General features: G+C 65.1%; 17 protein-coding genes. 8 read left to right on the top strand and 9 right to left on the bottom strand.

Going from position 1 to position 19,311, the window contains the following annotated elements; translation table 11 throughout:
* Nucleotides 1-193 precede the first annotated feature (193 nt).
* The 4 genes from CCOS865_RS06440 to CCOS865_RS06425 all read left to right on the top strand — a co-directional run bounded on the left by CCOS865_RS06440 (nt 194) and on the right by CCOS865_RS06425 (nt 3,776).
* The gene (locus CCOS865_RS06440; protein ID WP_119139017.1) at nt 194-1,744 is read left to right on the top strand and encodes a sensor histidine kinase; all 1,551 of its coding nucleotides are present in this window, start codon (nt 194-196) and stop codon (nt 1,742-1,744) included.
* A gap of 189 nt (nt 1,745-1,933) precedes the next feature.
* Complete coding sequence (locus tag CCOS865_RS06435; RefSeq protein ID WP_119139015.1) at nt 1,934-2,545, top strand: hypothetical protein; 612 nt, start codon at nt 1,934-1,936, stop codon at nt 2,543-2,545.
* Entirely contained in the window at nt 2,545-2,973 is a 429-nt protein-coding gene (locus CCOS865_RS06430) for a phage holin family protein (protein WP_119139013.1), read from the top strand. Before CCOS865_RS06435 ends, CCOS865_RS06430 begins: the two co-directional genes overlap by 1 nt.
* Nucleotides 2,970-3,776 carry a DUF3618 domain-containing protein gene (locus tag CCOS865_RS06425; RefSeq protein WP_119139011.1) on the top strand — a complete coding sequence of 269 codons (807 nt, stop codon included), beginning with the start codon at nt 2,970-2,972 and terminating at the stop codon, nt 3,774-3,776. The genes CCOS865_RS06430 and CCOS865_RS06425 overlap by 4 nt, the downstream gene beginning before the upstream one ends.
* A 75-nt stretch (nt 3,777-3,851) precedes the next feature.
* Here the strand turns inward: CCOS865_RS06425 and CCOS865_RS06420 are convergent, their stop codons facing one another.
* From CCOS865_RS06420 to CCOS865_RS06400, 4 genes are all read right to left on the bottom strand, one after another.
* Nucleotides 3,852-5,192, bottom strand: coding sequence for a cation:proton antiporter (locus CCOS865_RS06420; protein ID WP_119139009.1), 1,341 nt, complete (start codon nt 5,190-5,192; stop codon nt 3,852-3,854).
* Nucleotides 5,193-5,292: 100 nt separating this feature from the next.
* Nucleotides 5,293-7,749: a TonB-dependent siderophore receptor gene (locus tag CCOS865_RS06415; RefSeq protein WP_119139007.1), complete on the bottom strand. Its 2,457-nt coding sequence runs from the start codon at nt 7,747-7,749 to the stop codon at nt 5,293-5,295.
* Nucleotides 7,750-8,033: 284 nt separating this feature from the next.
* Nucleotides 8,034-8,987, bottom strand: a complete 954-nt coding sequence (locus CCOS865_RS06405; protein ID WP_167469020.1) for a FecR family protein — start codon at nt 8,985-8,987, stop codon at nt 8,034-8,036.
* A gap of 31 nt (nt 8,988-9,018) precedes the next feature.
* Entirely contained in the window at nt 9,019-9,537 is a 519-nt protein-coding gene (locus CCOS865_RS06400; RefSeq protein WP_119139003.1) for an RNA polymerase sigma factor, read from the bottom strand.
* Nucleotides 9,538-9,710: 173 nt separating this feature from the next.
* On the opposite strand from CCOS865_RS06400, the gene CCOS865_RS06395 reads away from it, so the two are divergent.
* Complete coding sequence (locus tag CCOS865_RS06395; RefSeq protein ID WP_119139001.1) at nt 9,711-11,792, top strand: hybrid sensor histidine kinase/response regulator; 2,082 nt, start codon at nt 9,711-9,713, stop codon at nt 11,790-11,792.
* Between the two features lie 218 nt (nt 11,793-12,010).
* Here the strand turns inward: CCOS865_RS06395 and CCOS865_RS06390 are convergent, their stop codons facing one another.
* The 3 genes from CCOS865_RS06390 to CCOS865_RS06380 all read right to left on the bottom strand — a co-directional run bounded on the left by CCOS865_RS06390 (nt 12,011) and on the right by CCOS865_RS06380 (nt 16,017).
* Nucleotides 12,011-14,350: a TonB-dependent siderophore receptor gene (locus CCOS865_RS06390; protein WP_208644507.1), complete on the bottom strand. Its 2,340-nt coding sequence runs from the start codon at nt 14,348-14,350 to the stop codon at nt 12,011-12,013.
* A 174-nt stretch (nt 14,351-14,524) separates the two neighbouring features.
* A complete protein-coding gene (locus CCOS865_RS06385) occupies nt 14,525-15,499 on the bottom strand; it encodes a FecR domain-containing protein (RefSeq protein WP_119138999.1) in 975 nt (324 codons plus the stop codon).
* On the bottom strand, nt 15,496-16,017 hold the full coding sequence (locus CCOS865_RS06380) for a sigma-70 family RNA polymerase sigma factor (protein WP_119138997.1): 522 nt from the start codon (nt 16,015-16,017) through the stop codon (nt 15,496-15,498). Before CCOS865_RS06380 ends, CCOS865_RS06385 begins: the two co-directional genes overlap by 4 nt.
* 128 nt (nt 16,018-16,145) lie before the next feature.
* On the opposite strand from CCOS865_RS06380, the gene CCOS865_RS06375 reads away from it, so the two are divergent.
* Complete coding sequence (locus CCOS865_RS06375) at nt 16,146-16,346, top strand: DUF1289 domain-containing protein (protein ID WP_119138995.1); 201 nt, start codon at nt 16,146-16,148, stop codon at nt 16,344-16,346.
* A gap of 9 nt (nt 16,347-16,355) precedes the next feature.
* Here CCOS865_RS06375 and CCOS865_RS06370 read toward each other — a convergent pair whose 3' ends face one another.
* Both CCOS865_RS06370 and CCOS865_RS06365 read right to left on the bottom strand, forming a co-directional pair.
* Entirely contained in the window at nt 16,356-17,378 is a 1,023-nt protein-coding gene (locus tag CCOS865_RS06370; RefSeq protein WP_167469019.1) for a DUF1176 domain-containing protein, read from the bottom strand.
* Between the two features lie 46 nt (nt 17,379-17,424).
* A complete protein-coding gene (locus CCOS865_RS06365; RefSeq protein ID WP_119138991.1) occupies nt 17,425-17,586 on the bottom strand; it encodes a DUF2986 domain-containing protein in 162 nt (53 codons plus the stop codon).
* Nucleotides 17,587-17,746: 160 nt separating this feature from the next.
* On the opposite strand from CCOS865_RS06365, the gene CCOS865_RS06360 reads away from it, so the two are divergent.
* Both CCOS865_RS06360 and CCOS865_RS06355 read left to right on the top strand, forming a co-directional pair.
* On the top strand, nt 17,747-18,283 hold the full coding sequence (locus CCOS865_RS06360) for a sigma-70 family RNA polymerase sigma factor (RefSeq protein WP_119138989.1): 537 nt from the start codon (nt 17,747-17,749) through the stop codon (nt 18,281-18,283).
* Entirely contained in the window at nt 18,280-19,245 is a 966-nt protein-coding gene (locus CCOS865_RS06355; RefSeq protein ID WP_119138987.1) for a FecR domain-containing protein, read from the top strand. The genes CCOS865_RS06360 and CCOS865_RS06355 overlap by 4 nt, the downstream gene beginning before the upstream one ends.
* The last annotated feature ends 66 nt before the right edge of the window (nt 19,246-19,311 follow it).

The following is a 19,311-nucleotide window of genomic DNA, read 5'->3' as shown; positions in this document are numbered from 1 at the left end:
ACATGCGCTGGGGTAGGTTTCAGGACGCGCCTGACAGGTCCTCCCTGCGTATCCAGATAGACCGGTTAATAGGCAAAAGTTCTATCGGCGCCCGGATAAATAGCAAACAGCTCCAAGCTGCCATAGTGGCTCTTTCACCTGCCGCCCGGCTAAGATGACGCATCTCCCGTCCAGGGTCAGCCCGGGTTATCCCATGCAACAGTCACCTCCAGACGAAACCATCCGCGCGGCGCTGCAGAAGTCCCATGCCAGGCTGCGCAAGCAGCATGAACTGGTGGTCGAGTTCGGCGTGCGGTCGCTCAAGCTGTCCGATCTCGATGAGCTGCTGACCCTGGCCTGCTCAACCGTGGCCAGCGGTATGCAGACCCGCTTCGCCAAGGTGCTGACCCCCGTTGTCGATGAGGGCGACTTCCTCTTGTCGCATGGCGTGGGCTGGGATGACTCCGACATTGGCAGCGCCCGGGTGGGCGGCGATGAGGCCAGCCCGGCGGGTTTTGCTATTTCTACTTACCGGCCGGTGCTGTCCAATCACCTGGGCCAGGAGCACCGCTTCAGAACCCCCTCGCTGCTCAAGAAGTACGGCATCGAGCGGGCGATCAACGTGCCCATTCGGGGGGCGTCAATACCCTTCGGCGTGCTCGAAGCCGACAGTAGCGACGGTGATGACTTCATCGAGAGCGACCTGGTATTCATGGAAGGAATCGCCAACGTCATTTCCATGTCGGTCGAGCGTCTGGCGGCCGGCGCTGATGCGCACAAGCCCAATCCCTACTCAGAGAGCGTGCTCAACGCCAGTCCGGATTGCGTCAAGATCCTCTCGGCCAGCGGCGACATCGAGTTCATGAACGAAGCCGGGATGTGCCTGATGCACATCGGCGACCTGGCGCTGGTGCAAGGCAAACGCTGGTCGCGGCTCTGGCCCGAGGTGTCCACGGCGGTGGTGACGGAGGCCATCGACAAGGTTGGGTGCGGTGAATCCACCCGCTTCGAAGCGTTGTGCCCGACCGCGCAAGGTGAGCCGAAGTGGTGGGACGTCACCGTGGCGCCGATCTTCGCCGCCGACGGCAGTGTCGAGAAGATCATCGCGGTTTCTCGGGACATCACCGAGCGGCATCATCATGAAGCGCAGTTGCGCTCGCTGATCGATGCGCAGCACAGCAAACTCAGCGAAAGTGATTTCCACCTCGAAGAAATCCACCACCGGGTCAAGAACAGCCTGCACCTGGTCAATACCCTGCTGTTGCTGCAGGCCAACCTGGCGGCGGATGAGGCGGTCAAGCTGCAGCTCGAGACGGCCGCCGGGCGGGTAGTGACCATCGCCAGCGTGCACGAGCGGCTTTACCAGAATGCCGCTACCCAGGAGGTCCGCGCCTGTGATTATCTCGCCGCCCTGTTGGGCGACCTCGGTAAAGCGTTGGCCGACCGCACCATCCTCCTCGACGCAGACCCCTTCATCCTGCCGCCCGAGCGCATGGCCCCGCTGGGCCTGGTCATCTCCGAGCTGATCACCAACGCCCTCAAGTATGGCAAGGGGACCATTGGCGTCAGCGTCAAAGACGCGTTGGACCACGCGCTGATCACCGTGACCGATGAAGGTGACGGCTTCCCCGAGACCTATCCCACGCCCAGTGGCACCGGGCTGGGCATGCGCCTGGTCAAGAGCTATTCCGGCTACGGCAGCACGGCCATTACCGTCGATCGCCAGGTCGAAAAAAGCACGATCCGGGTCCGTTTCAAGCTGTGATCCACCCGCCGCGCCCATGCGTCGTGCCCCGTTGCCTGGCGCCCCCTGTATACCCCGCGCAAGCCATTGGTGCGGGGCCTATCGGTCACCGATCCAGCTGACTGAACTCCCGGCATCTGCGCTACGTCCCCCGAATGAATGACACACGATTCGGCACCTGCCGGGTCTTCATCATCGAGGAACACGACCATGGAACAGCGCGATCAAAGCCAGGGTTCGGCGCCGAACAGCACCCAGGATCATCTGCACGCCCTTACCGACGAAGCCGGTGCCCTGCTGGGGGAGGCCAAGACCCAAGGCACCGAGCACTTTGAGCACTACCGCGACACCGCAGCCGACCAGCTCGACTCGTTGAAGGAAGGGGCTCGCTCCGCCGCGTCGGCGTTGCAGGGCAACGATACCCTGGGGGTGTCCCACTACCTGAGCGAGGCGGCCGAGCACATCGGCAGCTTTGCCGAGCGCATGCGCCACGAGAGCGCCGAAGACCTGTTGCGGCGCGGCTCGCGGCTGGCACAGGACAACCCCGGGTTGTTCCTGGCGGGGAGTGTGGCGATCGGTTTCGCCTTGTCGCGCTTCCTGCGGGCCAGCGCCAACCACGCGCCGGCCGCTTCGGCGTCAGCGGCCCCCACGCCGGAGTTCGGTGCCAGCGCGCCCTACCAGAGCACACCGCCCAGCCCCGACCGCGCCAGTGACGTGTCGACCCACAAGCCCTACACCCCGGTCGACTCGGTCGGCATGGGCGGCGGCACGCCGGTTGGCGGCAGCCCATTCGAGCGTGACCCGCTCAAAGGAGGTGAGTGATGAACAAGGACCCTCTCCAAGTGACGCCTGCGCTGCACACACCGGCTGAAGATCCGGTCGGCGTCGGCGGCCTGCTGCGCCAATTGATGCGAGAAGTGCCCGAGCTGTTCAGCAAGGAGCTGGCGCTGGCCAAGGCGGAATTGCAGCACAACCTCACGGCCTTGAAGGCCGGCACTGCCGCCGTGGCGGCGGGCGCCATCGTGCTGCTGGCGGGGTTCATCATCTTGCTGCTGGCGGCGGTGTATGGCCTGTCGATGTTCGTCGAGCCCTGGCTGGCGGCAGTGATCGTCGGCGGGGTAACGGTGGTCATCGGCATGATCATGCTGCAGTCCGGCAAGAAGCAGTTCGACCCTGCGCAGCTGACACCCGATCGCACGCTGCATGCCATGCAGCAGGACAAGGACGCGTTGAAGAGGAAACTGCCATGAGTACCTCCTTTGAACATGACACCCACAAGGACCCCGACCTGCTCGAGCAGGAGATCAACGCCAAGCGTGAACACATCAGTGACCTGGTCGATGCCTTGGAGCAACGCCTGAGCCCGGGCCAGCTGATGGATCAGCTGCTGGCCTACAGCAAGGGCAATGGGGGCGAGTTCCTGCATAACCTGGGCACCACCCTGAAAAACAATCCTGTGCCCGCGACCTTGACGGTGCTAGGCCTGGCCTGGCTGGGCCTCAACCAGAATCGGCCGTTCAACCCAGGGCCGGCAACCGCTGGGCCTGGCATCGGGGAAAAACTCGGCGAGGCGGTGGACAGCGTCAAAGGCGCCTTCGCCCATGCTGGCGAAGCGCTGCACGATGCTGGCCACAGCGTGCGCACCCAGGCGCATGACCTGCGTGAGCGGGCCGGCGAGCTCGGGCACGGTGCCCGTGACTCGCTGGAGGGCTCTGCTGACAGCCTGCGCGGCGGCGCCCGGCAGATCGGCGCTCAGGCCTCGGCGCTGAAAGGGCAGTTCGATCATCTGCTCAAAGAGCAACCGCTGGTCCTCGCCGCATTGGGCATCGCACTGGGCGCAGCGCTGGGCGCGGCGTTGCCCGGCACGCAGAAGGAAGATGAGTTGCTCGGGGCCAGCAGTGACCGCTTGACCGACACCTTGAAGGCCAAGGGTGAGGAGGCCAAGCAGGCGATCACCGAGACTGTTCGGCAGTCGACTGCAAAGCCGGCGCCGGAGGGGACGCACCGGGCAGGGGAGAGTGATCCTTCTGCGGGGTTGGTGTTGCCGTCGTAGGTAAGCGCGGCATATAGCCTGAATCGGCTGGGGCGGCGAGACAGCCCCAGCCGGCTCACGCCAGCCGCAGCCGCATCAGCTTGGCCGCTTGCCGGACGCGTAGCGCTCGAGCAGCGGTTGAACGCTCAGGCCATGCACGACAATGCTCAACGCCACCACCGATAACGTCAGGTTGGTACTCGAGGCCGCGACCGCCGGCATCAGGTCGTGGTTGAGCGAGTAGAACAGGTAGTACAGGCTGCCGATGCCACGGATCCCGAACCAGCCCAGCAAGCCGCGCTGGCGCATGTCCAGCAGCCGTCGCCAGGGCACCATGAGGATGCTCAGCGGACGAATGAACACAAACAGCGCCCCGGCCACGATCAGTGCGCGCCAGTCCCAGTGCTCGAGCAGCACCACGCCTAGCAGGGTCACCAGAAACACTTCCATCGCCCGCTCCACCAGGCCGCCAAACGACAGCATGTCGCCGAGCATGATGCCCGCCGCGACCTGGGTGTCTTCCAGCGTTGTCACATCGCCTTTGACGGCATGCTCGGGCGCCACGTGCTGGTGGCCGACCACCGGCTGCACCAGGTGTTCGGCGGGTTTATGCGAGCGGGTACTGGTGTGCACTTCGGCTTGCCGCAAACCCAGGCCTGCGGCAAATACCGCGAGAAACCCATAGCCATGGATCAGCTCGGCCACCACGTAGGCCATGGCGATCAGGGCCAGGGTCAGGTAGTCGTTGGGCGAGACGGTGCTGTCGTCGTGCTGGATACGCAGGTACAGGGTCAACTTGCCCAGGCCGCGGCCCATCCAGTAGCCGCACAGCAGGCCCGCCGGCACCGCCCAGAGCACGTCCTGCAACAGCCAGTCAGTGAACCACGGGGTGCCGCTGGCCTGATTCTGCAGCAACAGGCCGAGGATCACGAAAGGGAAGGCCACGCCATCGTTCAGGCCCGCTTCCCCCGACAGGCTGAAGCGCACCCGGTCATAGTCCTGGGCGTCGCTGACCTGCACCAGGGTGGCCAGCACCGGATCGGTGGGCGCCAGAATGGCCCCGATCAGCACCGACACGCCCCAGCCCATGTTCAGGCCGTAGTGCAGCAGCAGGCTGACCCCGCCGATGCACAGCAGCATCACCGGCCCGGCCAGGCAGAACGCCACCCGCCAGCTGTGGCTGCTCAGCGGCAGGCGCAGCTTGAGGCCGCTGACAAACAGCGAAAACAGCACGGCGACTTCGGTGAGGTGCTCCATCCAGCCGCTCGCCTGGGCCAGGTCCAGTTGCAGCAGCCCCAACCCTGCAGGGCCAAGCGCAACTCCCAGGCCCAGGCAGACCACCGAGGTGGTGACCGGTATCCAGCGCAGGTAGGACGAGGTCAGCGCCAGCAGCAGCAAGACGGCACCGAGCATGGCGACCCAGACGATGAAGCTCATGTGCGGCCGCCTCTGAATCATACGGTTGTGGGTCTTAGATTCAGACTCTCGGCAACCTTGACGCGTTCCTTTGTCTTACCTGGCGCAAAGAAGCTCGGATTTAAAAGTCATAGCGCAGATTGAGCGTTGCGTTTCTAGGCGCCCCATAGTGCCCATAGTTGCCCGCCAGGCCCGCGTAGTAATGCTTGTCGAAGAGATTTTCAAGATTCAGCGTCGCCGCGAGATTTGCGTTGAGCTTATAGCGCGCCATGAGGCTGGCGACGGCGTAGTCGTCCTGAACGATGCGGGTGTTGTAGCTGGTCTTCATCGACTGCTGCGCGTTCCAGTTGACCCCGCCGCCGACGGTCAGGCGGTCCCACTCGGCGGGCAGGCGATAGGTCGTCCACAGGCGGAAGGTGTCCAGCGGCAATTGTGGGGTCAGACGCGTGCCGCTGGCATCTTCGGTGCGCGAATGGCTGTAACCGGTATGCACGTTCCAGCCCGGCAGTACTTCGCCCGCCAGCTCGAGATCGATACCTTTGGTTTTGGCACCGCTGACCGCGCGGTAGGCATTGTCGGTGCTGCCGGACACCAGGAAAAGTCCATCCCGTTCCGCCAGGTTGTCCCGTTTGATCAGGTAGACCGCCGCGCTGCTGTTCAGGCGGCCTTCCAGGAACTCACCCTTCCAGCCCATCTCGTAGTTCAGGCCCACGACCGGGTCGAGTACCTTGCCGGTGCGATCGCGAGCAGTCTGCGGTTTGAAGATGTCGGTGTAGCTGGCGTAGATCGATTGTTCCGCTGTCAGGTCATACACCAGGCCGGCATAAGGCGTGACTTCGCCGCGCTCGTGCAGGGCCGACGGGCTGCTCCTGCCGCCGGGGGTGAGTACTACCTGGATGGAGTCATACCGGTAGTTGGTACCGCGAGCCCCGAGGATCAGGTGCAGATCGTCGGTGAAGTTGAGCCGGGTAGCCAGGAAGTAACCGGTCTGGCGAATGAACACGTCGTAGTCCAGCAGGGGCGAGTAGCTGCTGGGCTCGCTGATGCGGTTGTCCCAGGTATAGAAATTGAAATTGGCGGGGCCGGCGGTACCGGTGAAGTGGTTGTTTTCGTAGTCCAGATAGTCGAACCCGGCGATGACCTCGTGCGACTGACCAAGCAGCTCGAACGGCCCCTGCAAGGTAACGTTGAGGCCTTTCTGCACTTGGTGGGCAGACACCTGCAGCAAGTCAGCCATCGCGCTGCCAGTCGCCTGGTCGAGGGTGGAAACGCCGGCGCCGGTCCGGTAAAACGCCGACAGCGAGTCCCGGTCGACGTCCATGTAGTTAGCGGCCAGCTTCAGTTGCCAGCCGTTTGCGAGTTCCTGGTCCAGGCCCAGCGAGTAGTTCTTGGTGGTCAGGTCTTCATACATCCAGCGCGGGCCGGAACTGGTCGAACGGGAAAAATCGGTGGCCGCGCCGTTGCTGAAAAACAGCGGAACACCGGGCGCGCCATCGGCATCGTACGTCTGGTAGTCGACGCCAAGGCGCAGGGTAGTGGTGTCGCTCAGGTCTGCTTCGAGTACCCCATACAGCAGGTCGCGCTCCTGTTTGTACCAGTCCATGAAGCTGTGGTTGGTCTGTTTGGCGGCGACCATTCGGCCACGCAGTTTGCCGCTGTCGATCAGTGGGCCGGAGACGTCCGCCTCGGCGCGGTAGTAGTCCCAGGAGCCGATCCCAGCCTGAACGTAGGACTGGAACTCGCGCGTCGGCCGCTTGCGCACCAGGTTGACCACGCCATTGGGCTCACCCGCGCCGGTCATCAGGCCGGTGGCGCCGCGGACGATTTCCACGCGGTCGAACAGGGCCATGTCGAGCAGGGTGCTGGGCATGTTGCGGGTCAGGTATTCCTGGGTGGTGTTGACGCCGTCGAGTTGGTAGGTGCTGATCTCAGAGCCACGCGAGTAGATATGAAAGCGCTCGCCGCCGTCCTGGGACATGGTGATACCCGGGTTCTGCTTGAGCACATCGGTCACGCTTGCGAGGTGCTGGTCGTCCATCTGCTGACGGGTGATGACACTGATGCTCTGTGGCGTTTCGCGAACCGAAAGGTTCATGCGGGTTGCAGTACTGGTCACGCCGGTGGTGTAGGAACCGGTGCCTTCGGTGGTCGCTCCCAGGCCGTGGGCATCGACGCGGGTCGCGTCGAGGGCGAGGGCCTCGCCACGCGGTGCGCTTTCCAGGGTCAGCACGCCTGGGCCGGTGCGGCGCCAGACGATGCCTGTGCCTTGCAGCAATTGGTCAAGCGCCTGGGGCAGGGTGTAGCGACCTCGCAAAGCGGGGGCCGAGTGGTGCTCGAAGACCTGGTCGTTGGTGTATAGCAACTGCTGGCCGGTGGCGATCGACAGCGCCGTCAGGCTTCGGGGCAATGCACTGGCAGGCAGGTCGAGTGAGTACTGCCGTTGATTGCTGGTGACCGCACTCGCCGCCGGCTCGGCTGCGTGCGCGAAGAGCGGTGCTCCCAGCAGAAACACATAGCTGATGGCCGCAGCCTTCACGTAGCGGTCTGTCGACAGCCGTTCAGTGGCAATAACACCCATTCCCCGGTACTCCCTTTCCATCGTGTCGTGCGCAAATGCAATTCATTCACGTTCGCATGGATAACGAAGCATGGTTGGGGTTACCCCCAGTGGCTGAGCAAATATTTTTCGCTTTGAATTCGTATTGGCTGTTCTGGGCCTGCTTTGCAGCCCTTCGCGGGCAAGCCCGCTCCTACAAGTATTGCGCTGACCCTGAGAGCGGCGCGCTTCCTGTAGGAGCGGGCTTGCCCGCGAAGGGCCGCAAACCGGCCCCAGGATCTGGAGTAGCCAGGGCTGTTTGTGCCTCAGCGCAGCAGCACCACACCCAAGCCGATTTCCTGCACCTCCACACCCAAGGTGTCATGCAACGCCCGCAACGCCGCGCCGCGTTCGCGGGTGCTGAACACCCCGGAAACCGGCAGCTCGGCCAATGCCGGGTTACGAATGAAAATGTACCCGGGGTGATAGCGTTCCAGCTCGCTAATAACCGCCTTGAGCGGCGTGCGGTAGAACACCAGTTGGCCCTGGCGCCAGGCGTCCACCGTCTGCGCATCGAACGCGTCAGGCGGCGTCAGGCCATCGGCCAGCAGTCTGCTCTGCTGCCCAGGTTCGAGTACCGCGACCTGGCCGGCGCCGCTCAGCTCGACGCGCCCTTCGAGCAGGCTCACGGTGGCCTGTTGCGCTTGCAGGCGAACGTTGAAGCGGGTGCCGGTGACTTTCACCTGGCCAAACGGCACGCTGACGATGAAGGGCCGGTTCGGATCTTTGTGCACCGCGAACCAGGCTTCGCCGCGGATCAACCGAACCGTGCGCCGACCCTCACTGAAGTCCACATCGATGGCGCTGTGGGTGTTGAGTTCGACGCGGCTGCCATCGGCCAGCTCGACGCTGCGACGTTCGCCCACGGCGGTGTGATAGTCGCTGCCCAGACCGTCCAGTGCGTCTTGCTGCCAGAGCGCACCGAGGGTCACGCTCGCAACCAGGCAGGCGGCCAGCGCCAGTTGCTTGAAGCGCCGGTGTGCGCCATGGCGGCTGTGCCAGCGGGCCTGTTGTTCGGCGCGCACACGGGCCACCGGCATCGCCAGTTGCCCCCATAACTGCAGCGTCTCGGCCCAGGCGTGGGCGTGTAGAGGGTCGGCGGCGAGCCAGCGGCGATGGGCATCACGCAGCGCGTCATCGGCGTCGGCTTCGCGCAGCCGCACATGCCACAGTGAGGCTTGTTCGTAGAGGGCTTCGGGGATTTCGGCGCGCTGATTCATAGGCGGCCTCTGGGTGACGATGGGCAAGGCATCATGGCGCTCCTCGCGCATCGGTCAGGCGCTGGCGGCAATGCTGCATCGCCTTGGCGATGTGCTTCTCGACGGTGCTGACGCTGATGTTCAGGCGCTCGGCGATCTCCCGGGCGCTCAGCTCTTCACCGCGGTAGAGCAGAAACACCGCCCGGCACTTTTCCGGCAGGTCGCGCACGGCATCCGCCAACAGTTGCATCTCTTGCTGCACGACGGCTGCCTCGTCCGGCGTGGTCAGTGGGCACTGGCTGGCCTCTAGGTCGGCGTCGTCGCTGAAGTAACGGCCATGCATCTGTTCGTGGCGCTGCTTGTCGAGCAACAGGTTGCTGGCGGTGCGGTAGATATAACCCAGCGGGTTGTCCGGCAGCTTGGCGGCATGTCGGGCGACCCGCAGCCAGGTTTCCTGGACGAGGTCCGCCGCCGTGGAGGCGGAGCCGGTCTTGCGCTGCAGGTAGCTTTTGATCTCTTCGTAGTGAGTCTCGACGAGTCGAGTCAGCGGAAGACGTTCGCGGGGGGCCATGATCGGAACTGGACGGTCGCTTGGGAAGTGCGCCGAACTGTATAGAAGTCGATATTGATTCTCAACTACGGGTTGCAGTGTTGTGCGCCAAAGCAGCACGCCGGCGTGCGACGCGGTATTCTCTAGCGCCAGGCGTTAACCGTGCCAATTGCCTGACGATGCTGAGGCCATTGATGAGTCAAGACACCCCGCACTATCCCTCCGGCAGCCAGGCCGCCAGCGCGCAGCAGGAGCCCGAGGCGTTCCCCACCGACGCGGCCGAGCGCTTGCAGTTGGCGCTGGACGCCGGGGCCATCATCGGTACCTGGGTCTGGGACATCCCCAACGACTGCGTCAGGGCCGACGCGCGGTTTGCCCGCTCGTTCGGGCTGCCGGCCGATCAGTGCATGGCGGGTATCAGCCTGGAGCGGGCGTTCTCGTCGATCTATCCGCAAGACCGCGAGCGGGTCGCTGGCGACATTGCCCAGGCCATGGCGCGCGGTGGGGCCTTCCGCTGTGAGTACCGGGTGCGGCAGGACGACGGCGGCTACCGCTGGGTCGAGGCCAACGGCCGTGCCGAGCTGAACAGCGAAGGCCGCGCCGTGCGCTTCCCCGGTGTGCTGATGGACATCGAGTCGCGCCGCGTTGCCGAAGCCGAGCGCGACCGCATGTCGGCCTTGCTGCGCACCTTTGCCGCCGCCGTGCCCGGGGTGGTGTATGCCAAGGACCTCGAGGGGCGGATGCTGGTGGCCAACCAGGGCACCACGCAACTGATCGGCAAGCCCCCCGAATTCTACCTGGGCAAGACGGACCTGGAGTTTCTCGAGGACAAGGCCCAGGCGCGCCAGGTCATGGCCACCGATCAGCGGATCATGCATGGCGGCAAGGCCGAGCAGATCGAAGAGCAGGTCGACATGCCGGATGGCTCGGCGACCATCTGGCTGTCGGTGAAGGCGCCGCTGCTCAGTGACAGCGGGGAGGTCATGGGGCTGATTGGCTCGTCCATCGATGTAACGGCACGGAAAAACGCCGAATCGGCGCTGGTCGAGTTCAACCACACCCTGGAGGCGCGCATCAGCGACGCCATTGCCGAGCGTGAAGCGGCCGAGGCGGCGCTGCGCCAGGCCCAGAAGATGGAAGCCGTGGGGCAGTTGACCGGCGGCATCGCGCATGACTTCAACAACCTGCTGGCGGGGATCACCGGCAGCCTTGATCTGATCAGGCTGCGCTTGAACCAGGGGCGCGTGGCCGACATCGAGCGCTACCTGGCGGTTGCCCATAGCGCGGCCCAGCGTGCCGCCGCCTTGACCCACCGCCTGCTGGCGTTTTCGCGCCGGCAGACGCTGGTGCCGGTGGCCACCGATGTGAATGCCTTGATCAGTGGCATGGAAGAGCTGATCCAGCGTTCGGTAGGGCCGTCGATCGATGTGCAGGTCGAGCTCACCGGTGGTTCCAGCACCTGCCTGATCGACCCCGCACAGTTGGAGAATGCCCTGCTCAATCTGTCCATCAATGCCCGTGACGCGTTACCGGGGGGTGGCAGGATCCTGATCACGACGTCCAATCATCAGCTCGAGCCTGGGCCCGAGCTTGATCCAGAGCTGAGCCCAGGGGCGTACCTGACCATCTGCGTCGCGGATAACGGCGTGGGCATGAGCGCTGAGACCGTGGGCAAGGCCTTTGAGCCGTTTTTCACCACCAAGCCGGTAGGCGCCGGTACCGGGCTGGGCTTGTCGATGATCTACGGTTTTGCCAAGCAGTCGGGCGGCCAGGTGAAGCTCCAGTCCTCGCCCGGCGACGGCACCCGCGTGTACCTGCAGTTACCCAGCCATGCTGTCGCGGCGCCAGCGCCCGGGCAACAGCTGGCGAAGGCCGAGGTGCCGTTGGCGGCGTCGGGCGAGACCGTGCTGGTGGTCGATGACGAGTCGTCGGTGCGCATGTTCGTCAGCGAGACGCTGAGCTGCCTGGGCTATGTCGTGGTCGAGGCGGCGGACAGCCTGGCCGGGCTGCAACTGCTGCGCTCGGATACACGTATCGACCTGCTGGTCACCGACATCGGCCTGCCGGGTCCGATGGATGGCCGACAGATGGCCGAGGCGGGGCGCCTGTCGCGGCCGGGGCTGCCGGTAGTGTTCATGACCGGCTATGCGCAGCCGCTGCCGCACGAACCGCTGCCGCCGTCGACGGCGATGCTGACCAAGCCGTTTGCCCTGGAGTCGCTGGCGTTGCAGGTCAATGCGCTGCTCAGCGCCGCTGTGGCCAGCCGGCAAGACTGACGCCATCGCGGGACAAGCCCCAATGCCAGGCAGTTAAGGCTTCACCGCCTGGCCTGGGGCTGCTTTGCAGCCCTTCGCGGCGGTCCGGCGTCCCGGTAAACCCGCTCCCACAGGGCCCCGCGCCGTTCTAGAGGTAAGCGCTTTCCCTGTGGGAGCGGGTTTACCCGCGAAGGGTCGCAAAGCGGCCCCAGCCTCTCAGGCACCCACTACAGGTACGGTCAGAAGCTGTACTTGAAGCTGGTCATCACATTGCGCGGTGCGCCGTACACGCCATACAGCCCCGACTGGCTGTAGTACTCGCGATCGAACACGTTATTAAGGTTGACCGAGGCACTGAGGTGCTGGTTGATGTCATAGCGGGCCATCAGGTTGGTGACCGCATAGCTGCCCTGGCTGAACGTGTGCAGGTCGGCGCCGACTTTGCTCTGCCAGTTCACCCCGCCGCCCACGGTGAGCTTGTCCAGCGGCCCGTGCAGGCGGTAGCTGGTGAAGGTCTTGAAGCTGTTGCGCGGCAGGTTGGTGTTGATGCGCTGGTCGTCGGCATCTGTGGTCACCGAATACGCATAACCGGCCGAAGCCTGCCAGCCTTCGGCGAGCTCGCCGTTGAGCTCCAGCTCGATACCCTTGGAGGTGGTGTCCTGTTCGGCGCTGTAGACGTTGTCGTGTTGCCAGATCGCCAGGTTGTCCTGCTCGAGCTTGAACACCGCCAGGCTCGAGTTGAGCTTGCCGTCGAGGTGGCTGCCCTTGAGGCCGATCTCGTAGCCGACGCCTTGCATCGGGTCGAGCGGTTGGTTGGCTTCGTCGGTGACCCACGACGCTTGCGGGTTGAAGATCTTGGTGTAGCTCGCGTACACCGACCAGGTCTGGTCGAGGTCGTAGACCACCCCGGCGTAGGGGATGAACACACCGCTCTCTTTACGCTTGACCTGGGTTTCTGCGCCACCGTAAGGGCGGTCCGAGGTGTCGCGTTTCCAGTCGATGACGCGGCTGCCGAGAATAAGGCTGAGGTCGTCGGTGACGCTGAAGCGCGAGGTCAGGTAGGCCGCGTACTGGTCTTCGTCGATCGACGACTTGCCGCTCTCGGTGAAGGCCGCCTTGGCCGAGTCGCCATCCCAGTCGAACAGGTTGTCGATGGCGCCCGCCGGCGAGCCTGCGTAGTCGTAGCGCCAACCGCCCCAGCTCGGGGTGCTCTCCTGGTACTGCGACAGGGTCACACCGGTGATCAGCTCATGCTCGCGCCCGAACAGGCCGAACGGGCCAGTGACGTACACATCGAGATTGTCCTGGCGCGGAGTGCCGGAGAAGCGCACTGGCAGCTGGGTCAGGCCGCTGCCATCGGGGTTGAGATCGCCCATGGCAAAGTTGAACACTTCGTCGAACTTGTTTTCGGCGTGGGTCAGCTCGACCTTGCCGCTCCAGCCGTTGCCCAGTTGCTGCTCGATCGAGGTGAAGAAGCTGGTCTGCTCGTGGTCGTTGTACGACCAGTCTGGCGCGGCGTTCAGGGAGCGGCTGAGGTTGGTGCGCTGGCCAGTGCTGAAGCGCGTGGGCAGGCCGGAGCGCAGCGGCGAGTCGACATCGCTGCGCAGGTAGCTGAAGCCCATGGTCAGCAGGGTGTCTTCGCTGAGGTCGAATTCGGTGATGCCGTAGATCAGCTGCGACTGCTGGTTGTAGCGGTCGATCCAGGCTTTTTCGGTCTTGTAGTCGGCGACGAAACGCCCGCGCACGTTACCGGACTCGGTCAGCGGCCCGGACACGTCAAAGCCCGTGCCGTAGCGGTCCCAGGTGCCTGCTTCGCCGGTGATGCTGGCCTGCGCTTCGGCGGTGGGGCGTTTGCGGATCAGGTTGATGGTCGCCGACGGGTTACCCATGCCGCTGATCAGGCCGGTGGCGCCGCGCACCACTTCGACCCGGTCGTACATGGCCATGCTCTGCGAGTAGTTGTCGAGGCGGGTGCTGGTCGGCACGCCGTCGACCTCGTAGTTCTGGATGGCGAAGCCGCGCGACCAGTAGGCATCGGTCTCCGCGCCGAGGCCATCGCGGATGACGATGATGCCGGGGGTGGCTTCGAGCGCGTCGGTGAGGGTGGTCAGGCGCTGGTCATCCAGGCGCTGGCGGGTCATCACCGTCATCGACTGCGGGGTTTCTTGGGGCGTCAGGTTCAGGCGCGTCGAGCTGCTCGACGAATAGGTGGTGTAGAGCCCGGTGCCTTCGGTGGTCGAGCCCGGCGCCTTGCCGGAAATCGACACCGCGCCCAGCTCCATGGCCGTGCTGTTGCTGGCCTGCAACGAGTAGTTGCCGTTGGCGCTGCGGCTGGCTTGCAGGCCGGTGCCGGCGAGCAGGATGGCCAGGCCCTGGTCGACGTCGAAGTGACCCTGCAGGCCCGAGGTGCTGCGCCCTTCGGTCAGCGACGTGGGGTAAGACAAGAGGATATGTGCGGCCTGGCCGAAGCGGGTCAGGGCAGGCGCCAGCGGCCCGGCAGGGATGTCGAAGTCCTGCTGGGCCTGCTCGGCGGCGGTGGCCCAGGTCGGCAGCATCAGCAGCGGCGCACCCGCGCCCATGCAGGCGATGCCTTGCACCACGGCGACGGCGAGTTTGTGCTTGACCGAAAGGTGCCAGCCCTGGCGTTTGCGAGCGGTGAGATTCACGCGTTTTTCCCCATTGCAGTAAGTGTCTGGGGGTTAAGTCTCGCGAGAAACCAAATCGGACCACCCATGCGCAACTTTTTTTCAGCGTCAGGCCAGCCGCGGTTTCAGGGTCACCCAGTAGCGGGTGAAGTGCTGCACATCGAGCTGCAAGGTGTCGGCGACAGCAAGAAGGATTTTTTCGGTATTGTCCAAGGGGAAGGTGCCCGACACGCGCAGGTCGGCCACGGCCGGGTCGCAGGCCAGGTGACCGCGGCGGTAGCGGCCCAGCTCATCGAGGAACTCCGCCAGGCGCTGGCCCTGGGCAACCAGCATGCCCTGGCTCCAGGCTGGCGGCGCAAGTGCCACGGGCTGCCGGGCGGTGATCTGCTGGCGGCTGAAGCTGGCTTGCTCGCCAGCGTTCAAGGTGACGGGCTGATGGGCGAACAGGGCAGGGCTGATCATCAGCTCACCCTGGTAGACGCTCACCTGGGTAAGCCCGGCCCGCTGCCGCACGCTGAACTGCGCCAAGGCCGATTCGAGCCGGCCCTGGGCCGTTTCGACCGACAGCAAACGGCCATCGGCGAGGGTGTCGCGGGTGACCAGTATCTCGCCCCGCAGCAGCGTGATGCGTCGGCTGTCACGCGCGAAGGCGACGTTGATGGCGCTGTCGGTGTTGAGCTCGACCTGGATATCGGCGGCCAGCGCCAAGCGCCGCTGCTCACCGACGCGGCTGTGGTAGTCGGCGCTCCAGTCCTGCACCAGCGCGCTGTCTTTGAGGTACCAGGCGCCGGCACCCGCCGCCAGCAACACGCTCAACTGCTTAAGTGCGGTGCGCCGCGACGCGCCTGGGTGCAGCGCCGCGCGGGCGAGGGTGCGCTGGCCGGGGCCGCGCATTTCACCCATGCGCTGGGCGAAGACCTCGGCGCGTCGCCAGGCGTGTTCGTGCATCGGGTGGGCCTGGCGCCAGCTCATCCAGGCGGCAAACGTGGCGTCGCTGACATCCTGCTCTTGCAGTTCGAGCAGCCAGTGCATGGCCTGTTCGGCTACCTCGGCGGAGATCGAAGCGGGGCTGGCGGCGGTCATGCCAGGTCCAGGCTGTCATCGAGCATGATGCACAGAGCTCCGGCCTTGCCGATGTAGCGCTTCACCGTGGTGATCGACACGTTGAGCCGCTCGGCGATTTCCCCATGCCCCAGACCCTCCAGCTGCGACAGCAGAAACGCCTCGCGCACCGGCCGCTCGAGGCCTTCGAGGATCGTGTCGAGGGCGATCAGGGTTTCCAGCAGGATGGCCTGGGTTTCCAGGCTGGGCGCGACCTGCTCGGGCATTGCCGCGAGTGCCTCGAGGTAGGCACGCTCGAGTTTCTGCCGGCGGTAGTGGTTGCACAGTACGCTCTGCGCCACCTTGGCCAGAAAGGTCCGCGGCGCATGCAGGTGCGGCACCTGCTCCTTGGCCAGCAGCCGCATGAAGGTGTCCTGCGCCAGGTCCGCTGCGCTCTGCGAGCAGTTGAGCCGGTGCCGGAGCCAGGTCTTCAGCCAGCCGTGCTGCTGGCGGTAGAGCAGGGCCACATCACAGAAGCTGCTGTCAGGGGATGGGAGCATGGTGGGAGGGCGCCAGATGAGTCGATATCGCAAACGATAATACTTATCATATATACAGGCCGGGTATGCCTGCAATATGCGCGTGTCGGGCGCTGCGTTATGATCCGCGCCCGTGAAGGAGGAGCCCCATGGCCAAAGACATCGACAACCCCTGCGTCTCGCTGTGCCAGCTCAACAGCGAGCTGTGCGTGAGCTGTGGCCGCACCCGCGAGGAAATCCGCAAATGGCGGGGCATGAAGCGGCCGGAAAAGATGGCCACCGTGCAGCGCGCGGCAACGCGGATGAAAGCCATCGTCAAGAAGAACGCCAAGCGCCAGACGGGGGAGTGAGGGGCGCCATCAGCGCAGGTAGGTCGGCATGCTCCATGCCCCGTACCTGAACCCGCGGCAGCGGTTGTAGCCATTGCGGTAGCTCAGCACGAAACGCATCCCGTCCCACACCCAGTAAGAATGCAGCTGGCAATCCCCCAGCGCCCGCCGCAGCTGCCATGAGCTGATCTGCGCGTAGCGCCGGTCGAACTGGGTGCCGGCCTCGGTCACCAGTTGCGCCAGGTACGGCGGCCGGTCCTCGACCACCCAGAACCCCGTGGCGGTGTTGAAGCTGTTGGCCGAGCACTGCGTACTGACCACCAGCCGATGTTCGTCGAGCCGCTCGATCGTCAAGGGCTTGGCGCTGTTCCCTGCCTCAAGATCAGGGCAGGGGTGCAGGGTATTGACGGTTTTGGCCAGCGCCTGGCGCAACGCTGGGTCATCCGCCAACTGGGCATCGCCCGGGCGGTTTTCCACCAAGGGCGGATGCTCGACCGCCGGTGGACGAGGGCGGGGCCGGGGGACCCACTCCTCATTCTCGTCGCCCTTTCTGATCGCCGCCCCCGGCGTGCCGAGGCGCTCCTGCAGTTCGTCCATCTTGATCAGTACGGCGGCGGCGCCCGCATCGGACAAGGTCCGTGAGCTGCCCTGGCGATCGACAAAGGTGATCTCGGCGCTGCCGGACAACCTGCCCATCAGTGCCTCGACCTGGTCCTCGGAGAGCGAGAAGCTGGTGTCGCCATCTTGGTTCAGCTCGCCCAGGTCGGCGCCGTCGATCATCAGCCTGACCGGCACCACCGGCGGCTCGGCCTTGATGTCGGCGTACAGCAGATAGCCACTGATCGGCGCATCGGGGCCCGCCTCGCGTTGCAAGGCCAGGCTGACGCCATCGATGCCGTCGCCCGGCGAGTAGCCCATGGCCAGGCATTCATCGGTCTTGTTGCAGGCCAGGTCCCAGTCCTTGTGCGAGAACTGCAAGCCCTCGTCAGGCACCTGGGCGTGGCCAAGCGCGCTCATGGCCAGCAGTGGCCAGAACAGAAAATGCGGTTTCATCGACGTCCTTGTAATGCCCATGGAGCGGTTGCTCAAGCGACCTGCATCACTGCTCGGCAGTGCCCGTCGTGTCCTGTGCGGACTCGGCGGCGAGCTTCTCGCGATCCGCCTTGCAGATGTACTTGGGCTTGCTCTTGGGCGCCAGCTTGGCGCTGGCCTTTTTGGCGTTGGCTTTCAGCAACTGATTGATTTTCTTACGACGATTCACGTTTCTCTCCGCTTGCAAAGGTCCAGTCGGCGCGAACAACAGCAACCTTCACCCGATCCGCCAAGATACCAGTGTTGTCGGCAGTCTCCAATTGCTCGGCGCCCGGCATCGACGTTACACTTGCTAATAATTCCTATTAGCAAGCAGGGCTACGCTCTCCATGAATGCTCCTCCCAGCGCTCCTGTTCCGGGTTCTACCCTGGAGGACCTGTACCGTGCCAACCACGGCTGGATGCAGCGATGGCTGCAGCGCAAGCTGGGCAATGCCAGCGACGCTGCGGAGCTGGCCCAGGACGTTTTCGTCAGCCTGCTGAGCACGCCACGGGTGTTCAACGATGCCGAGCATGCACGTGCCTACCTGGGGCGGATGTCGCGCAGTGCCTGCGTGGACTTCTGGCGCCGCCGGCGGATCGAGCAGGCCTACCTCGAGGTGCTGGCCGCGCAGCCCGAGCACCAGGTGCCGTCGCTCGAGCATCAGGCGATCATCCTGGAAACCCTCGGCCAGTTGCAGGCGATGCTCGAACGCATGCCCAAGCGCGTGGCGGAGGCGTTTTGCCTGGCGCAACTGCAGGGCATGAAGCAGCGCGAGATCGCCGAGCAACTGGGCGTCAGCGAGCGCAGCGTCAACAAGTACCTGGCCCAGGCGATGTACCAGTGCCTGCTGCTGGAAGTCGAGCTGGATGTGTCGCTGACATGAGCAAGGCGCCCCTCGACCACCGCGTGTTGCAGGCGGCCGCCAGCTGGTTTGCGCGCCTGCATGCCGCGCCGGATGACGCCGCAACCCAGGCCAAGTGGACGGCCTGGCTGGCAGCGGACGCCCAGCATCGGCTGGCCTGGCGCTATGTCGAGGGGATCAACCAGCGGTTCGGCAACCTCGACCGTGACGCTGACCAGGCGCATCAGGTGTTGAGCAGCCTGCGTCGCGATCAGCAGTCGCGCAGAGCCCTGCTTGGCAGCCTGGGCGTGGCCGGTGTTGGCAGCCTGTTGGCCTGGGCCGGCTGGCGCCAGGGCTGGGTGGCCTCGCCGCAGGCCTGGTTCGCCACCTATCGCACCGGCCTGGGCGAGGTCCGGCCGCTGACCCTGGCCGATGGCAGCCGGCTGTGGCTGAACGGCGGGACGGCGCTGGACGTGCAGTTCGACGACCGCCTGCGCGCGTTGCGCTTGTACCGCGGCGAGCTGCTGATCGAGACCGGCGCCGATGCGCGGCCACTGCAGGTGGTGACCCGTGCCGGCCGCATGCAGCCACTGGGCACGCGCTTCAGCGTGCGTGACCAGGGGTTGCAGACCACCTTGAGCGTGTTTGCCGGGGCGGTGCAGGCCACCTGCGCTGACAGTGGCCGGCGGGTGCGGGTAGAGGCGGGGCAGGCGATGCGTTTCGACGCCCGGCACAGTGCGCCCGTGCAGCCCGCCCAAGCCCAGCGCCAGGACTGGAGCCGCGGCGTGCTGGTGGCCGAGGACATGCCGCTGGGGCAACTGGTGGAGGTGCTCGGTGACTACCGCCGTGGTCACCTGGGCATCGACCCCGCAGTGGCCAGCTTGCGCGCAGTCGGCACCTACCCGCTGCTCGACACTGAGCGCACCCTGGCGATGCTCGAGCGCGCACTGCCGATCCGGGTGGTGCGCACCTTGCCGTGGTGGGTGACGATCGAGGCCCGCTGAAAAAAATCTGCACACAGGCTTCCGGTTTTGCCGCGCTCGTTCGCTGGGTGGGATGACGCTACTTCA

It is taken from the genome of Pseudomonas reidholzensis (assembly GCF_900536025.1).
Classification (GTDB): domain Bacteria; phylum Pseudomonadota; class Gammaproteobacteria; order Pseudomonadales; family Pseudomonadaceae; genus Aquipseudomonas; species Aquipseudomonas reidholzensis.
This window is presented reverse-complemented; position numbering and strand designations above follow the sequence as displayed.

What these genes read in the sequence shown, in the direction of transcription:
- CCOS865_RS06370 (WP_167469019.1), bottom strand. Translation starts at nt 17,378, where the DNA reads ATGAAACCGCATTTTCTGTTCTGGCCACTGCTGGCCATGAGCGCGCTT.
- CCOS865_RS06360 (WP_119138989.1), top strand. Translation starts at nt 17,747, where the DNA reads ATGAATGCTCCTCCCAGCGCTCCTGTTCCGGGTTCTACCCTGGAGGAC.
- CCOS865_RS06395 (WP_119139001.1), top strand. Translation starts at nt 9,711, where the DNA reads ATGAGTCAAGACACCCCGCACTATCCCTCCGGCAGCCAGGCCGCCAGC.
- CCOS865_RS06400 (WP_119139003.1), bottom strand. Translation starts at nt 9,537, where the DNA reads ATGGCCCCCCGCGAACGTCTTCCGCTGACTCGACTCGTCGAGACTCAC.
- CCOS865_RS06430 (WP_119139013.1), top strand. Translation starts at nt 2,545, where the DNA reads ATGAACAAGGACCCTCTCCAAGTGACGCCTGCGCTGCACACACCGGCT.
- CCOS865_RS06405 (WP_167469020.1), bottom strand. Translation starts at nt 8,987, where the DNA reads ATGAATCAGCGCGCCGAAATCCCCGAAGCCCTCTACGAACAAGCCTCA.
- CCOS865_RS06425 (WP_119139011.1), top strand. Translation starts at nt 2,970, where the DNA reads ATGAGTACCTCCTTTGAACATGACACCCACAAGGACCCCGACCTGCTC.
- CCOS865_RS06355 (WP_119138987.1), top strand. Translation starts at nt 18,280, where the DNA reads ATGAGCAAGGCGCCCCTCGACCACCGCGTGTTGCAGGCGGCCGCCAGC.
- CCOS865_RS06375 (WP_119138995.1), top strand. Translation starts at nt 16,146, where the DNA reads ATGGCCAAAGACATCGACAACCCCTGCGTCTCGCTGTGCCAGCTCAAC.
- CCOS865_RS06415 (WP_119139007.1), bottom strand. Translation starts at nt 7,749, where the DNA reads ATGGGTGTTATTGCCACTGAACGGCTGTCGACAGACCGCTACGTGAAG.
- CCOS865_RS06390 (WP_208644507.1), bottom strand. Translation starts at nt 14,350, where the DNA reads ATGGGCGCGGGTGCGCCGCTGCTGATGCTGCCGACCTGGGCCACCGCC.
- CCOS865_RS06380 (WP_119138997.1), bottom strand. Translation starts at nt 16,017, where the DNA reads ATGCTCCCATCCCCTGACAGCAGCTTCTGTGATGTGGCCCTGCTCTAC.
- CCOS865_RS06385 (WP_119138999.1), bottom strand. Translation starts at nt 15,499, where the DNA reads ATGACCGCCGCCAGCCCCGCTTCGATCTCCGCCGAGGTAGCCGAACAG.
- CCOS865_RS06420 (WP_119139009.1), bottom strand. Translation starts at nt 5,192, where the DNA reads ATGAGCTTCATCGTCTGGGTCGCCATGCTCGGTGCCGTCTTGCTGCTG.
- CCOS865_RS06435 (WP_119139015.1), top strand. Translation starts at nt 1,934, where the DNA reads ATGGAACAGCGCGATCAAAGCCAGGGTTCGGCGCCGAACAGCACCCAG.
- CCOS865_RS06440 (WP_119139017.1), top strand. Translation starts at nt 194, where the DNA reads ATGCAACAGTCACCTCCAGACGAAACCATCCGCGCGGCGCTGCAGAAG.